Source organism: Dasania marina DSM 21967, assembly GCF_000373485.1.
Lineage (GTDB): Bacteria > Pseudomonadota > Gammaproteobacteria > Pseudomonadales > Dasaniaceae > Dasania > Dasania marina.
In genome coordinates this window covers 83951-99726 of the sequence record NZ_KB891588.1, presented here as the reverse complement: position 1 = coordinate 99726, position 15776 = coordinate 83951, and the positions used below count along the sequence as shown (strand labels likewise).

18 protein-coding genes are annotated in these 15776 nt (G+C 49.1%); 10 read left to right on the top strand and 8 right to left on the bottom strand.

Annotated features, from left to right (window positions below; translation table 11 throughout):
• Positions 1–53: 53 nt before the first annotated feature.
• A complete protein-coding gene (locus B067_RS0116625) occupies positions 54–647 on the bottom strand; it encodes a PEP-CTERM sorting domain-containing protein (protein ID WP_019531217.1) in 594 nt (197 codons plus the stop codon).
• Between the two features lie 441 nt (positions 648–1088).
• Here B067_RS0116625 and B067_RS0116620 point away from each other — a divergent pair, with 441 nt between their 5' ends.
• A complete protein-coding gene (locus B067_RS0116620) occupies positions 1089–1652 on the top strand; it encodes a PEP-CTERM sorting domain-containing protein (protein ID WP_169335590.1) in 564 nt (187 codons plus the stop codon).
• 115 nt (positions 1653–1767) lie between these two features.
• The gene (locus B067_RS0116615; RefSeq protein ID WP_019531215.1) at positions 1768–2091 is read left to right on the top strand and encodes a hypothetical protein; all 324 of its coding nucleotides are present in this window, start codon (positions 1768–1770) and stop codon (positions 2089–2091) included.
• Here the strand turns inward: B067_RS0116615 and B067_RS20755 are convergent.
• From B067_RS20755 to B067_RS0116580, 7 genes are all read right to left on the bottom strand, one after another.
• Entirely contained in the window at positions 2069–3451 is a 1383-nt protein-coding gene (locus B067_RS20755) for an MATE family efflux transporter (protein WP_019531214.1), read from the bottom strand. The genes B067_RS0116615 and B067_RS20755 overlap by 23 nt on opposite strands.
• A gap of 175 nt (positions 3452–3626) precedes the next feature.
• Entirely contained in the window at positions 3627–3908 is a 282-nt protein-coding gene (locus tag B067_RS0116605) for a hypothetical protein (RefSeq protein ID WP_019531213.1), read from the bottom strand.
• Between the two features lie 325 nt (positions 3909–4233).
• The gene (locus B067_RS20750) at positions 4234–4689 is read right to left on the bottom strand and encodes a group III truncated hemoglobin (protein ID WP_019531212.1); all 456 of its coding nucleotides are present in this window, start codon (positions 4687–4689) and stop codon (positions 4234–4236) included.
• A gap of 13 nt (positions 4690–4702) precedes the next feature.
• On the bottom strand, positions 4703–5701 hold the full coding sequence (gene cmoB / locus B067_RS0116595) for a tRNA 5-methoxyuridine(34)/uridine 5-oxyacetic acid(34) synthase CmoB (RefSeq protein ID WP_019531211.1): 999 nt from the start codon (positions 5699–5701) through the stop codon (positions 4703–4705).
• A complete protein-coding gene (gene cmoA / locus B067_RS0116590; protein ID WP_019531210.1) occupies positions 5701–6429 on the bottom strand; it encodes a carboxy-S-adenosyl-L-methionine synthase CmoA in 729 nt (242 codons plus the stop codon). The genes cmoB and cmoA overlap by 1 nt, the downstream gene beginning before the upstream one ends.
• Positions 6430–6532: 103 nt before the next feature.
• Positions 6533–6844 (bottom strand): MGMT family protein, encoded by a 312-nt coding sequence (locus tag B067_RS0116585; RefSeq protein ID WP_019531209.1) that lies wholly within the window; start codon positions 6842–6844, stop codon positions 6533–6535.
• An 84-nt stretch (positions 6845–6928) separates the two neighbouring features.
• On the bottom strand, positions 6929–7690 hold the full coding sequence (locus tag B067_RS0116580) for an SDR family oxidoreductase (RefSeq protein ID WP_019531208.1): 762 nt from the start codon (positions 7688–7690) through the stop codon (positions 6929–6931).
• 406 nt (positions 7691–8096) lie between these two features.
• Here B067_RS0116580 and B067_RS0116575 point away from each other — a divergent pair, with 406 nt between their 5' ends.
• The 8 genes from B067_RS0116575 to B067_RS0116540 all read left to right on the top strand — a co-directional run bounded on the left by B067_RS0116575 (position 8097) and on the right by B067_RS0116540 (position 15753).
• Positions 8097–9197, top strand: a complete 1101-nt coding sequence (locus B067_RS0116575) for a TonB family protein (RefSeq protein ID WP_019531207.1) — start codon at positions 8097–8099, stop codon at positions 9195–9197.
• Between the two features lie 186 nt (positions 9198–9383).
• Positions 9384–9908 (top strand): FxsA family protein, encoded by a 525-nt coding sequence (locus B067_RS20745; protein ID WP_083921453.1) that lies wholly within the window; start codon positions 9384–9386, stop codon positions 9906–9908.
• Between the two features lie 162 nt (positions 9909–10070).
• Positions 10071–10361 (top strand): co-chaperone GroES, encoded by a 291-nt coding sequence (locus tag B067_RS0116565; RefSeq protein WP_019531205.1) that lies wholly within the window; start codon positions 10071–10073, stop codon positions 10359–10361.
• Between the two features lie 83 nt (positions 10362–10444).
• Entirely contained in the window at positions 10445–12100 is a 1656-nt protein-coding gene (gene groL, locus B067_RS0116560) for a chaperonin GroEL (RefSeq protein WP_019531204.1), read from the top strand.
• 374 nt (positions 12101–12474) lie between these two features.
• The gene (locus B067_RS0116555; RefSeq protein WP_019531203.1) at positions 12475–13263 is read left to right on the top strand and encodes a putative hydro-lyase; all 789 of its coding nucleotides are present in this window, start codon (positions 12475–12477) and stop codon (positions 13261–13263) included.
• 73 nt (positions 13264–13336) lie between these two features.
• On the top strand, positions 13337–14077 hold the full coding sequence (locus B067_RS0116550) for a 5-oxoprolinase subunit PxpA (protein WP_026244735.1): 741 nt from the start codon (positions 13337–13339) through the stop codon (positions 14075–14077).
• 21 nt (positions 14078–14098) lie between these two features.
• On the top strand, positions 14099–14809 hold the full coding sequence (gene pxpB, locus B067_RS0116545) for a 5-oxoprolinase subunit PxpB (RefSeq protein ID WP_019531201.1): 711 nt from the start codon (positions 14099–14101) through the stop codon (positions 14807–14809).
• Positions 14806–15753, top strand: a complete 948-nt coding sequence (locus B067_RS0116540; RefSeq protein WP_019531200.1) for a 5-oxoprolinase subunit C family protein — start codon at positions 14806–14808, stop codon at positions 15751–15753. Before pxpB ends, B067_RS0116540 begins: the two co-directional genes overlap by 4 nt.
• Positions 15754–15776: the final 23 nt, after the last annotated feature.

Here is a 15776-nt window from a genome sequence, read left to right as displayed (position 1 = left end):
ACCGCAGGGTTGCCCTGCGGTTGGGGAGTGTAGCTTAGGGGCGGGATAGCCCTTTAATGTTGCTGGCGGCGTGAAGCCAGTAAGCCGGCAAGGCCTAAAAATAGCAGCGCTATAGATGAGGGCTCAGGCACAACGGTTCTTGAGGGCAAGTCTTGAGATAGCAGGCTGCCTTTTTTGTTACCATTAGCATCGATAAAGCGCACTTTTAAATGGGGGTTATCGGTATAGTTGCTAACAGCATTGGCAAAGGTGAAATCAAAGAACATATTGTTGGTTAACAGTTCGCTGCCGCTAAAACAGGGGTGGTTAACACCACCGGTGAGCGCCTGGCAGCCGTTAGCATTGAGTCCCCAGCCATCAGTTATGCCGTCAAAGGATGCCCCTGGGCCGTCGAGGGTGATATCGCTAGCATTGGCAAAGGCCACGCCAAAATCATTAATTGCTATGGAGTCTATTCTGACAGCACCATCCCAACCAGAGCCAGCGGTTATATTGCCAGCATCGATTTCAATTCTTAAGGTATCGCCTATCCAGCTGGAGAAAAAGTCTACACCGGTGCCTTCCCAGTTGTTGATGACGCCAGCAGAGGCTGATAAAGAAGTTGACATTATTACCGTAGAAATAACGCCGCCTAGTAGCTTATTCATTGTATGTTTCCGCCTTGTATAAGAGGATAAATACTGCAGTCTTTCGACAGCGTGTATTGCAGCAACAAACAGGCCATAAACTTTAACGTTATGTATTTGTTAGGGAAATCATTTTGCAATTTTTTATAATGTAAACTTACTCGACAGTGGCGGGTGTGGGCAGCGGGCTAGTTGGGCCAGCTATACTTTTGCGCTTGATTAATGCGCAGTCGCTGGGGGTAAAGGCGTTGCTGCGTCAGTGGTTACATACGATGTCGGTATAATTTACATGATTGTAGGTTTGATAGTCGATTAGTTCTTATAAATTATTGTTTCTTAACGACTTAAATTTAATGGCTTGGATTTTGCATTTAATAGCACCGATCGGTTTATGGACAATGATGTTGATGTAAGCCGAGTGTTTGATTGGATGATTTAAATAAAACCAGGATGATTTTAGAAATGAAAAGCATATTTACAACTGTTGTAAGCGTGTTCTTACTAGTTGCTGCCAATGCGTCGTGGTCGGCGAACATCGGTTGCGGTAGTACACAGCGCTGGGCTGAATTGGACTCAGCCACTTCATGTTTAACGGGTGAAGGTAATACCAATGGTAATGGATCTACCATTAATGCATTGTTTGGTCCTACGTGGACTCAGCAAGGCAGTAACGATGGTAGTAATGGTACTAGTGGTTTTTTGACTACTAATGCCGACTCTTGGGGTCAGCATGTTACCGGGACTTGGGCTATTGATGCTTCTTTTTGGAGCCTATTTGGCGAAGCGATTATCTCCATACACGTCGGTAACGGCGGCGGCAGCCCAGATCACTTTGCATGGACTATTGAAACTGGTGCAACCAGTGGCACATTCTCCTATGACAAGTTAACTGGTGGCGGTGGCGGTCTATCCAATATGAAACTTTGGAGTCGTGGCGCCCCTACTACTGTTCCTGAACCCGGTTCTATAGCGCTTTTAGGCTTGGGTTTAGTTGGCTTAGTAGCATCACGTCGCAAACAGCGTTAAGCTTATTGCTTAGCAGCTAGTTTGCTTAAAAGGCTCCTTGCAGGGGCCTTTTTTTATGGTCTAGTATTTTATGGATTAACGCTTTATGGCTAGCCATTTTGCGAGGGGAGGGATAGTGACAGCGATAGCATTTAACACGGAGTTAATTACGCAGCGTGGCGGTAATCTTTGCGGTGAAGATGAGTTGTCGGTAGAGGCCTGCGGTGCTTGCCAAGGGCAGTATTTGTTTAATGCGGCGCTTAATGATGTGTATTACGACAGTGTTGATTTGTCCCGCCACTTTTTTAAAATACCCGCCATAGACTTACCGCCCTGCCGTTATTGTGGTGCGTTGCAATGGCAGTTTGCCTGCCCAGCACCCGAGCTGGCGCAGGTGCAAGCAGGCCCTTGGGCGTGGGTGTTGGCTAGTCGGGTGTTTAGCTTTGATGGGCAGTCATAGCCCGGCGGCTAATAATTATATAACGCCAGCCCAGCATTAATGCGGCCAGGCTTAGGCCGCACACCAAGCCTATCCACATGCCTTTTGCCCCTAAGGGTGTCAGCCCGAATTTACCAAAACTTAGCGCCCAGCCTAAAGGCACACTAATCGCCCAATAGGCAAAGAGCACAACCAATAAAGGTATGCGGGTGTCTTGGTAGGCGCGCAGCGCGCTGGCCATGCAGATTTGTACCGCATCGGGTATTTGATAAATCGCCGCAAAAACAAGCAGCGAACTGGCTATGCCTATCACGCTGTCATTGTTGCTATATAGCCCAGCCACATCGGCTTTCAACCATAGAATGATCAGCATCATTGTTGATGATGTGATTAAAATTAGCCCCAATCCTGTACGGCATACCAAGTTAGCTTGCGCTTGCCGCTGGGCGCCCAGTTGCTGGCCGGCGCTAATGGTAGTCGCTATACCTACGCTTAAGGGAATCATAAATGTTAGCGCCGACACGCTAAGGGCAATTTGGTGGCCGGCAATCACCACGGTGCCCAGCGGGGCGATAATTAAGGCAATAATAGAAAATAGTATAACCTCGGCTAAAAAGGTAAAGGCTATAGGTACGCCCAAGGCGCATATGCGTTTGAAAACGGCGGCTTGCAGGCTGATTCTGTCGCTAAACAGTTGTAGTGAGCGAAATATAGAGAGCTTGTTGATGAGCAGCAGCCCCAGCAGGCATTGCAGCCATAGGGCGATGGCGCTGGCGTAGCCGCAGCCTACGCCACCTAGTTCGGGTGCGCCCCAGCGGCCATAAATAAACATGTAGTTTAGGGGGATGTTGGTGGCAAAGGTGATCAGCTGTATCAGCATCACCGGGCGGGTTTTACCCATGCCTTCGCTGAGGCTGCGCATCACTAAAAAAGCCGCGCCGCCGGGTAAGCCATAGGACAGCGCCGTTAAATAATCGGCGCAGATTTGGCTTAATTCGGGCTCTAGTTTAAGTAGTGCTATTAGCGGCGAGGCATTATTGAGCAACACTATCCCCAGCGGTGACAGTATGGCTGCCCACAGCAGTGATTGGCCGAACAGGGCTTTGATGGTGGATGTATTATTGGCGCCAAAGGCGTGGGCGATTAGGCTGGTGGTGGCGGTAAAAAATCCGACTAAAAACAACAGTGTGGGCAGCCAAAAACTTTGCCCTATGGCAATGGCGGCTAGGTCGGTAGCACTATAATTACCGGCCATAATCGTGTCGGTTGCGCCCATGCCGGTAATGGCAAGCTGGCCTATTAAAATAGGTGCGCTGAGGGTAAGTAATTTGCTGGCTTCGTGCCGGTAGGCGCGCAAAGAACTGTTTCTTACCTTGTTCATAATTGTGTCGTCAAAATGGCGGGCTACTATAGCATGGGCGGCGGCGGGTTTAGCTGGGCTTATATCGGCATGGTGCTTACTTACTGCTAGGCTTTTGCTGCAGTAAATGTCGCCCGACTAATGCTTATTGCGGGTTGCCGGCAATTAGCATTTGTTGTGAGGTGTTGCTATGCAATCAGCTGCTGCTGTTACCCGCTAGGTAATCAGTTAGCACATAACCGATATAGGCATCGAGGGCGTCATTATCTAATTCGCAGCTGTTGTCATGCCACCATGCCCCTATAGCTGTTACGTTACCTAAGCTGCAGTTAAAGGCGTCGCGGCAGCGTTCCATCAGTACGAGTTGCTCCTCTATACCTTCTTGCTGGGCCAAATAGCTCAATATTTCCGAGATTTTGTTACCCGACTTGGCCATGGTTTGCATGGTGGTGATTTGAGTGGTGATAGGCTTGGGCATGGTTCTACTCGGCAGCTAGGGTTGTTGGGGCGGCATGATAGCAGCTGCTGATTAAATTTAAAGTCAGTACTAAAGTAAAAAGATAAAGTAAAAAGCGGCAGGCATAAAAAAGCACCCCGAAGGGCGCTAAAAAAGTGTGAGACCTAGATGAGTGCTAGTAAACAACGACTAGCTGGGTAGGGCTGTTGAGGATAGCAACAGCTTGTGTTCCATGGTGTTGATAATAGTGGCTGTTAAGCAAAGACGAAATCGGTAATTACCGAGCACTGTTAAGTACATATACTTAGCGATAGCAGCATCCAGTGAATACTATAGGATTAAATGTTTAGAGAATTTGATCGGGTTCAAAGAACTGCACACCGCTATGTTCCCGCTGCAGCATATGTTGAGTGGCGGCTTGGTTGTGTAAGCCTTTATGCATAGATTCGGCAATGGCGGCGGCGCGCTGTTTGGCCAGCTCGGCCATAGGGCCGCTGTATAGCTCATCAACGCTGCGGGTAAATAGCATTACCCAGCGCTGAAAGTGGTGCTCGTTTAAGGCGCAGAGGCGGTGTAGCTGCTGGTGTATCTCAAAGGTGCGGCCGTTATAGCTTTGCCCTTCGGCTGACTGCGGTAGCAGTATTTTATGCCAAAAGCCGGCGATCTTGGGCAGGTGTTGCTGTAAGTCTATGCCGGCTATGTCGGTAAAGATAAACCCTATAATGGGGTCGGGTAATACCTTTTGATAAAAGGCGGTGACCAGGGCATTAATATCGGCTGGGCTGACTATATCCTGTTTCATGCTCTGCTCTCCCTTAACTCTCGCTGTTTTTTTGCGCGGTTTTGGCGCTGATGATGGCGCGCTTGGGGGCGGGGTAGCCTTCTAGGGTTTTGCTGTGGTCGTTGGGGTCTAAAAATTGTTCCAACGAATAAAAGGTCATCCAGTCGGTGCGGCGTTGCTCGGCTATAGAGGTGACGGTTTCATCAATTAACACAATATCGACAAAGCCGACTTTTTTAAGCCACTGCATTAATGTAGCCGAGCTAGGCAAAAACCACACATTGCCCATGCGGGCGTAGCGGTCTTCGGGTACTAATACATGGCCTTCGTCGCCATCGATAACTAGGGTTTCTAGCACTAGCTCACCCCCGGGGCGCAGGCAGTCGCGCAGCTCCATTAAGTGATCGAAGGGCGAGCGGCGGTGGTATAAAACCCCCATAGAAAACACGGTATCAAAAAACTGTAGCTTGGTAGGCAAGTGCTCTATGCCCATGGGCAGCACGGCAACGGCGTGATCTTGTATGTAATGCTGCAATAACAAGAATTGCATAATAAATAGCGGGGTGGGATCTATGCCGATTACCAGTTCGGCACCGGCACCGCGCATGCGCCAGCAGTGGTAGCCGCTGCCGCAGCCTATGTCTAACACCTTGCGGCCTTGCAGTGGGCTGATGTGTTTTGCTAAACGATCCCACTTCCAATCCGAGCGCCACTCGGTGTCTATATCGACGCCAAATAAATGAAAGGGACCCTTGCGCCAAGGGTGCAGGCCTTTGAGTAGCTCGGTAAAGTCGGCTTGTTGTTCGGTGTTGGTATTGCCCAATACTGAAATGGCGGCTTGGTTTAAATCGATAGAGTCCGCCTGCCATTCGGGCAGCTGGGCTAATACTTGTTTCCAGCGCGGTAGGTCGCCGTAGCGTTTTTCATCTAGGCCCTGGCTGATTTGCTGGGGCAGGCTGTCTAGCCAGTCGGCTAGGTCGGTGTCGGCTAGTTGCTGTAAAAAGGGTTGATAGTGTTTAAGTAAATCCGTCATTATTTTATGGCGACCAAAGAGGCAAAGTTAAAACATTGAAACCACACGTCTATGGATTTAAAACCGGCGTTTTTTAAGCGTTGCTGATGTGTGTTTAGGGTTTCGGGCAGCAGCACTTTTTCTATAGCGGCGCGCTTTTGGCTGATTTCTAAATCGCTATAGCCATTGGCGCGTTTAAAGCTGTGGTGTAAATCGGTGTTGAGTGCTTGCAGGTGCTCATCTTCAAATAAGATTTTTTCCGACAGTATTAAAATACCGCCTTCGTTCATACCCTCGGCGATACGCGTTAGTAAAGCGGCGCGTTGCTCTATGGCGATAAATTGCAGAGTAAAGTTAAGCACCACGACTGAGGCATTTTTGATGTCGACGTTATTGAGGTCGTCACACAGTAATTGCACGGGCGTACGGGTGCCGCTGTCGGCGATATTGCCTTTGCAGCGCTCTAGCATGGCGGCAGAATTATCCACCCCTATGATGTTGCAATTGCGCCCTTCAATTTGCTTGGCCATGGCTAGGGTGGAGGCGCCTAGTGAGCAGCCTAGGTCGTAGCAGTAGCTGCCGGCTTGGGCGTAGCGTTCGGCCATCACCCCTGTCATGGCGATAATAGTGCTATAGCCGGGCACCGAGCGCTGTATCATATCGGGGAATACGGCGGCGACTTTGTCGTCGAAGGCAAAGTTGGCAATGTTATCTAGACTGCTGGCGTAAATAGAATCTTTTTCGGTCATGGCAATAGGGTGCACAAGCTTGTGTAGTCTATAGGCTAAATAAGGGGGCGAGATTTTAGCACAGATTGTTTCTGCTTATTATTTGTTCTTAGTTATATTGCTCTTAAAGCAGCCAGCGATAATCCACTAGCGGAATGCGTGGCCCTTTAAAGACGATGCCTTCACTTTCTAAGCGTAGCTTTTGCTCGCGATAGCCTGCTGAGCCTTCGGGTAGCGAGAGCTTGCCCTGTGCATTAACCACCCGGTGCCAAGGTAATTGGCTGCCTTCTGGCAGCTTGTGCATGGTATTACCCACCAGCCTAGCGGCACCGGGCAGGCCGGCCAGATCGGCCACTTGGCCATAGGTGGCAACACGGCCAGCAGGGATTTGCTGCACCGCCAGCCAGATTTTGTGGGCGTTGGAAATTTCAGTCATAGGAGAAGTCTATAGGGGGAGTCGCTAGAAAAAGCGGGCTCCTGCCACTCTAGAGACTATCGACTAAGTACTAGCGACTGCGGCTTACAGCCGCAAACCGCCATCCATTTCTATAATGCGGCCATTTACATAGTCGGTCTCTAATATATAGAGGCAGGTTTCGGCGATTTCTTCCGGGGTGCCTAGGCGGCGAGCGGGGATGACCGAGGTGAATTTTTCTATGGCTTCGGGCTTCATGCTGGCAACCATATCGGTGGCGATAAAACCGGGGGCCACACCGGCTGAGCGTATACCGTAGCGGGCTAGTTCTTTTGCCCAAGTGACTGTCATAGCGGCAACGCCGGCTTTAGCGGCGGAGTAATTGGTTTGGCCTACGTTACCGGCGCGGGAGATGCTAGAGATATTGATAATCACGCCCTTGCTGTTAGTCGTAATCATTTGCTCGGCAGCTTCACGGCCGCATAAAAATACGCCGGTTAGGTTCACGTCTATCACCGACTGCCATTCGGCTAGGCTCATTTTTTTCTCTACTTTGCCGTCTCTGGCTTTTATCAACATACCGTCGCGTAGTATACCGGCGTTGTTAATTAATCCGTCTAGCTGGCCAAAGTCACTGGCGATAGCTTGAAAGGTGGCAACTACGTTTTCTTCATTGGCAACATTGCAGATATAAGCCTTGGCATCACCGCCGGCCGCTTTGCAAAGCTGCACAGTTTCATCCAGCTTTTCTTGGTTGAGGTCTATCAGTGCCAAGCGCGCGCCCTTGCTGGCAAGCAAGGTTGCCATAGAGCGGCCTAAGCCCTGGCCGCCACCGGTAATAGCGATAACGTTGTTATTGATATTCATGCTGTTGCCTTTTGGGTAAATGGTACGAGGGTAAAAAACGTCGACATTATTGCAGTGTTTAGGGTAGGCGACAATGGGCGAAACTGCTCAGGATATTGGCGAAGTAACCCAGAGCGTTAGAAGCCTCGTAGGACTTGAATAGGCATCGGTTGTTTTGTGGTAGAGGTGTTGGTTCATTGTTGGTGATGTAATCGCAAGCGCTAGTTCGATTCTGTGCGCACTACGGTGTTCCTTCGTTGCTAGGCTGCTAGAGAGTGGTGTTATGGGTTTAGCATTTCAAATGCTCTCCCCTTGAGCTCTAGGTGACGGGCTTATTCGCGACCAGCGATTGCAGGCTCTATGTTTTTCATAGTAACTTTGTTCCAAAAGAGTGTTTCTGCCACCTATATTTCACAGGAAGAAAGATATGAAAAAAATAATTGGATTGTTTTGGGTGGTAGCGCTATCAATTTTAAGCTCAGCTAGTTATGCCAGTGTTGAGCCCACGGTTGCAGAGTTTAAGCGGTCTTATGCTGCATTTAGTGGCTATGCGGATAAAAAACAATGGAAACAGTCGTTACCGTATGCCGAGTCGGCCTATGAAATAGCTTTGAAGCTGTACGGTGAGGATCATAAAAACACCGCTACATTAGCTTACAATTACGGGCTAAACCTTTTAGACGTAAACCAAAAAGACGAAGCTGCAAAGATATTAAAAAAAGCCTTGGCTATGTATGAGCGTGTTTATGGCGAGGACTCAATAGAGTTAATAGCATTATTAATAGATTTAGGGCATTCAAAAGCACATTTATTTAGAAATGGTGGCCAAAAATCATATTACAATCGAGCGTTAGAACTATCAGCCAAGTATTATGGTGATGACTCTTTAGAGCATGCCAAGTTGTCATCGGAAATAGGTTTGGAGTTGCTGCTGAGAACGCGATCTATTGCGGCAAGAACTCATTTAGAGAATAGCTACAAAATTTATTCGGACAAGCTTGGTGAGAATTCGTCGTTGGCTGGCTGGGCTGCGTTTAACTTAGGGAAGTATGAACTGTCGACTAGGGATTACGATGATGCCGCAGAGTATTTAACTAAAGCCTTAAAGACGTTTGAACTACCTGATCAGCCTTCCAATAAAATTGAACTGGCAACACACGGCTTTTTAGTCATGGCTTATTCAAAGATGGGTAAGGATGCTGAAGCTACGCAGCATTGTTTAGCTATTGGTCGTATGACGCCCTTTACTTCAGCGCAAAATTATCTCCCTCTAGTGAAAGCTGCACCCATGTATCCGCGTAAAGCGAGCATGGCTAAAAGGGAGGGGTATGCCATTGTGGAGTATGATGTCGATGAGTCGGGTTTTGTGCGCAATGTTAAAGTGGTGGATTGGGCTGGCCATAAATCTTTTGTGAGTACGTCTATTAAAGCGGCAGAGAAATTTCGTTATGCGCCAGCGTTCAAAGAAGGTAAGCCGGTGCTCACCGTGGGTGTACAAAACAGATTTATTTATGAGTTAGATGACTAAGCGAAAGCGCCCAAAAGTATCATCCCCCTCCATCCATCGCGATAATGACAGGTCAATAGATGCCGGATCAAGCCGGCATGACTATCTTTCTATCTAGATAACAATAGCCTCCCGATCGGGGATATAACCTTGAATTCCTCCTGCGGGCCCCCATATCTCAAGCAAACATACCCTGCCGAGCCCGCTATGCGCATCCTATTCTTCCTTTTTATTCTCATCCCCATTGCCGAAATCATGCTGCTTATAGAGGTGGGTGATCATATAGGCGGCCTTAATACCGTGGCCTTGGTGTTCCTCACTGCCATTATTGGTGCCGCCCTATTGCGCAAGCAGGGGGTGGATACCTTGCTGCGGGCCAATCAGCGTATGGCGCAGGGCGAGATCCCCATTAAAGAAATGCTGTCGGGCATAGTGCTGGCGGTGGGTGGGGCTTTATTGCTTACCCCGGGCTTTATTACCGATGCGGTGGGCTTTTTCTGTCTACTGCCGCTTACTAGGGGTTGGGCAATCGACCACCTGGTACGCAAGGGTGTGGTGGCCGGTAGTGGCGGTTTTACGGCCTTTAGTCACGGTGCCGGTGGCTTTGGTGCTGGCCCTACTGGCGGGCCTGCGGCAGGACCTACTGTGGGCAAGGGTGGCGATAAGCGGGGTTCGTCTTTGGGTGGGGGTGAGCACACCACGATAGAGGGCGAATACCGCCGCGAGGATTAGGCTTTGGTGGCTAAGTACACTAAATGACCCCAAAGCAGCTTTTTTTAACAAATTTTTAGGGGCGGGCCTTGAAGTCATTCTAGCTGGCCCCATATCCCAGTCATCCCGGGTCGCCCGGCCTTATTAAATTAGATAATTATAGTTTTTTGGAGAAGTGCCAAAATGAAAATTCGTCCCTTATATGATCGCGTTGTTGTTCGTCGCAAAGAAGAAGAAGCCACGTCAGCTGGTGGTATTATTTTATCTGGTTCGGCTAAAGAGAAGCCTAACCAGGGTGAGATCGTTGCAGTAGGTGAAGGCCGTGTATTAGATAGCGGTGAAGTACGCGCTTTAGCAGTAAAAGTTGGCGATCAAATTATCTTTGGTCCCTATGCTGGTAACAACACAGTTAATGTTGATGGTGAAGAGTTAATCATCATGAGCGAAAGCGAAATTTTTGGCGTAATGGCTTAAGTCCTGTTTAAGCATTGCCCGTTGAACGCAGAGGTTGCCGCTAAGCTGGCAGCTCATTGAAAAGATAATTGAAGGAAATAGTCATGGCTAAAGACGTAAAGTTTGGTAATGAAGCTCGTCAAAAAATGCTTAAAGGCGTAAATGTTTTGGCAGATGCGGTTAAAGCAACCTTAGGGCCCAAGGGTCGTAACGTAGTATTAGATAAATCTTTTGGTGCCCCAACGGTTACTAAAGATGGCGTTTCTGTTGCTAAAGAAATCGAGCTAAAAGACAAGTTTGAAAATATGGGCGCGCAAATGCTGAAAGAAGTTGCCTCTAAAGCATCAGATGATGCCGGTGATGGTACTACAACAGCGACTGTACTAGCCCAGTCAATTGTTAATGAAGGCTTAAAAGCTGTTGCCGCTGGCATGAATCCTATGGATCTTAAGCGCGGTATCGACCAAGCAGTGATTGCAGCTGTTGCTAAAATCCGCGAGATGGCTACACCTTGTGCCGACAGCAACGCGATTGCGCAAGTAGGCAGCATCTCTGCTAATAGCGATACTAATGTAGGTGACATCATTGCTGAAGCGATGGATAAAGTCGGAAAAGAAGGTGTTATCACTGTTGAAGAAGGCACTACGCTTGAAAACGAGTTAGACATCGTTGAAGGTATGCAGTTTGACCGTGGTTACCTATCACCCTACTTTGTGACTAACACTGAGAACATGAGTGCTGAGCACGAAGCGCCTTTCGTATTGTTAGTAGACAAAAAAATCTCAAACATTCGTGAATTGCTGCCCTTGTTAGAGCAGGTTGCTAAATCATCTCGCCCATTAATCATTGTTGCTGAAGATGTTGAAGGCGAAGCCTTGGCTACCTTGGTAGTTAACAACATGCGCGGCATAGTGAAAGTGGCTGCTTGTAAGGCACCTGGTTTTGGTGATCGTCGTAAAGCTATGCTTGAAGACATCGCTGTTTTAACGGGTGGTACGGTAATCACTGAAGAGCTAGGTCTAGATTTAGAATCAGCGACTCTTGAGCACTTAGGTTCTGCCAAGCGCATTACTCTAGATAAAGAAGCGACTGTGATTATTGACGGTGCGGGTGATGCCGCGGCTATTCAAGCACGTGTTGCTGAAATTCGTGTGCAAATGGAAAATACCTCTTCAGATTACGATCGTGAGAAGTTACAAGAGCGTGTTGCTAAACTAGCTGGCGGCGTTGCCGTTATCAAAGTGGGCGCCGCTACTGAAATGGAAATGAAAGAGAAGAAAGCGCGCGTTGAAGATGCCTTGCATGCAACACGTGCAGCAGTAGAAGAAGGTGTTGTACCTGGCGGCGGTGTTGCCTTGGTTCGCGCCTTACAAGCTATCGAAGGCTTAACCGGTGCTAACGACGACCAAACGGTAGGTATCAACTTAGCTCGCCGTGCGATGGAATCACCTTTACGTCAAATAGTCACTAACGCGGGCGACGAAGCCTCGGTAGTGTTAGATAAAGTGAAGGCTGGTACAGGTAACTTCGGTTACAACGCCGGTACTGGCGAATACGGTGACATGATAGCCATGGGTATATTAGACCCCGCTAAAGTAACCCGTACTGCGCTACAGGCTGCTGGTTCGGTTGCTGGTTTGATGATCACTACCGAAGCGATGATCTGCGATGCTGCTGACGATGGCGCTGCTGGCGGTATGCCAGATATGGGCGGCATGGGTGGTATGGGCGGCATGGGTGGCATGGGCGGTATGATGTAATCGTCCCCCGGCGCCTGGCCGTTAACGCGGCCTAGCTTCACCATTAAAAAACCCTGCACGAGTCTGTGCGGGGTTTTTTGTGTCTGGGTATTTATAACGTTGTGGTGGTGTTTGTCAGTGTTTACATGATATTTTTTCTAGAAGCACAGCAAAATACCCTGTGTTGAGCGAAAATGCGGCAGCTGTAGGCTGCAGTTACTGTAAAAATAAGCGCTTTAACTAAGGTGCAAAACGGCAAAATCCTATATAATTCGGCCCTGATTTTCCTGGTTCTGGTACTGCTATCCCCAAGATTCGGCAACCTGACACCCTTGCTTAAGCGTGTGAGCGGTTAGCTGTCGCACAGTAAATAGCATGATAAAGAGGTTTATACTATGTCAGCAGATTTAACGCCCTACGCCTTGCGTCAAAAAATTCGCAGCGGTGAGCACAGCAGTAATACCTCGGGTTTATGTACTGGTTTTGTGCAGGCCAACGTAGTGATTTTGCCCAAAGACTGGGCGCAGGACTTTTTAATGTTCGCCCAAGCTAACCCCAAGCCTTGCCCTATTATTGCGGTAGCACCAGAAGCTGGTGCTTATCACCTGCCCGAGGCCGGCAAGGATTTCGATATACGCAGCGATGTGCCGCAATACCGTATTTGGAATGACGGTGTGATGACCGATGAAGTCACCGACATTAAAGATTACTGGCGCGACGATTTAGTGACCTTTTTGATAGGTTGTTCTTTCTCCTTTGAAGAAGCGCTAATCGCCGATGGCTTAGAGATACGCAATATTGCCGAAGGCGTTAACGTACCGATGTACCGCACCAACGTACCGTGCAAGCCGGGCGGCCGTTTTAGTGGCAATACTGTGGTGAGCATGCGTCCCTTTAAACCGGTGGATGCCATACGTATGATACAAATTTGCAGCCGTTTCCCCTCAGTACACGGCGCGCCTATACACTTTGGCGACCCAGCTGCCATAGGCATAGCCGATATCAACAAGACTGACTTCGGTGATCCTGTCACCATTAAACCCGGTGAAGTGCCCGTTTTTACCGCCTGCGGGGTAACCCCGCAAGAAGCTATCGCCCAAGCCAAGCCGCCTTTCTGCATTACCCACAGCCCCGGCTGCATGGTGGTGACCGATATGCCCAATAGCAAACTGGCCATTATGTAGTAGGGCTAAGCTGTAATTGGCTGAGGCCGCGACGGCAAATATTGATAGTTTTTAAAAGACTTTGGAGAGCAACGTGCGTTTAAATTGTGATTTAGGTGAAAGTTTCGGCTCATGGACTATGGGCATGGATGAGGCGGTTATGCCTCATATTAATCAAGCCAATATAGCCTGTGGCTTCCACGCCGGTGATCCGTTGATTATGCAGCGCACCCTAAGCTTGGCAAAAGAGCACGGCGTTATGGTCGGTGCCCATCCCGCTTATCCCGATTTAGTAGGATTTGGCCGCCGTTCTATGAACTGCAGCGCTGACGAAATTAAAGCGTTTATGTTGTACCAGCTGTCAGCAATGGACGGCATGGCCGCAACCGCGGGCATTGAAATGCAATATGTTAAACCCCACGGTGCTTTATACAACGACATGATGGCCAAAGCAGATGTGCGTGAAGCTATCATGGAAGCCGTAGCCACCTTCCATAAGCCTATTAAACTCATGCTGCAAGCCACGCCGCAAGCTGACGAGCACAAAGCTGAAGCGGCTGCGTTGGGTTTAGAGTTATGGTTTGAAGCCTTTGCCGACCGTTGCTATGACGATGATGGCAAGTTGCTAGCACGCAGCAAAGCCGGCGCGGTACACAACAAAGAAAAAATGCTAGCGCAAGTTGAGCAGCTCTGTGATCAGGGGACTATCACCACAGTAAGTGGTCACACACTTACCCTGCAGGTGGATACCCTGTGCGTGCACGGCGATAACCTAGCCGGTGTGCAAGCTATAGAAGCCATTCGTGCTTTAGTCGACCAGCGCGCGCAGTCTTAAATTTCGGGGAATAACTATTTCATGAAGATTCAAATAGCCGGTGAAAATTCACTGATATTGTATTTTGGCGACGAGGCTAATGCTGAAGTCGCAGCGGCTGTTTATGCAGCTACCCAAGCCATACGCGAGCACTTGGCCGATGTCATCATCGATATGGTGCCTTCCTATGCCTCATTGCTAGTGATTTTTGATGCCTATAAGTGTGACCATTTACAGTTGCGCAAAAGCATACAGCAGGCTATTGCTGGTGACAGTGCTAGCGGCAATCAAGAGGGTGCCGTAGTCACGTTACCGGTGTATTACAGTGAAGAATCTGGCCCCGATTTAAAAATTATTGCTGAGCGCTCGGGTTTGAGCGTCGATGAAATTATTGCCCTGCACCAGGCCGAAGAATACCGTGTCTACGCTATAGGCTTTGCCCCGGGTTTCGCCTATTTAGGGCAAGTGGATGAGCGTATCGCCTCGCCCCGTATCGCTACGCCGCGTAAATATGTACCCAAGGGCGCGGTAGGTATTGCCGATAGGCAAACCGCGGTGTACCCGGCACCTTCCCCGGGCGGCTGGAATTTAATAGGCCTGTGTCCCATCCCCATGTTCACCCCAGAAGGGGAAAGCCTAATGCCGGTAGTTGTAGGTGATAGAGTGAAATTTAAAGCCATTAGCAAAGACGAGTTCTTGGCCATGGGTGGCGAATTGGATGAGAAGTTTTTACAACAGGAGGCGAAGGCATGAGTTGTTTTAAAGTTGTTGCTCCTGGTTTTTTGAGCCTGTTACAAGATGCCGGCCGCTACGGTTACCACGGCGTGGGGTTAACCACCTCCGGCCCCATGGACGCTTTGGCATTTAACTGGGCTAATTTATTATGCGGTAACGCTGCCGATGCCGTCGCCATTGAGGCCAGCGTAGGGGGGTTAACTATGACCTCGCAAGCCGATACTGTGATCGCTGTAACCGGTGCCGAAGTGCCTTTCACGATTAACGGTGAAGAGCGCGAGTTATGGCGCAGTCATAAGGTGAAAACGGGCGATACTATCGCCTTGAGTTTTGCTACCAATGGCTGCCGCTCTTACCTTGCCGTAGCGGGTGGCTTCCAAATTAAAGAAAGCTTTGGTTCAGTCGCTACAGTAGTGCGGGAAGGCATAGGCGGTTTGGCGGGTAAGGCCTTGCAGGCGGGTGATGAGTTGCCGGTTAAAGGCATTGATGCTCCCTGTTTAGAGTTGCCTGAGCAGTGGCGCCCTAGCTATAGCAAAGACATTACTGTTCGTGTTATTCCCAGCTATCAAGAGCAGAGCTTTAGTCGTGTGCAACAGCGCGTGTTCTTTGGCAGTGAGTACACGGTATCTGATCGCTGTGATCGCATGGGCTATAAAATGGCAGGCCCGGCGATTGCCGCTGCTATGTCAGCCATGTTGTCAGAGGGTATTTGCTTGGGGGCTATACAGGTTCCACCCGATGGCCAGCCCATAGTGTTAATGAATGATAGGCAAACCATTGGGGGTTACCCCAAAATTGGTGCTGTGTTGTCGTTAGATTTAGCTTATCTTGCCCAGCAAATGCCGGGCGGCAAAGTGCGCTTTGAACCCATTACTATAGATTGTGCCCACAACGCCTTACATCTAGCCAAGAGCCATTTTGAACGTGCTCAAAGCCAGTTAGTCGCAGTAGCAAGTGAATAGGCTGTATAGCCGCTTTTTGAGAT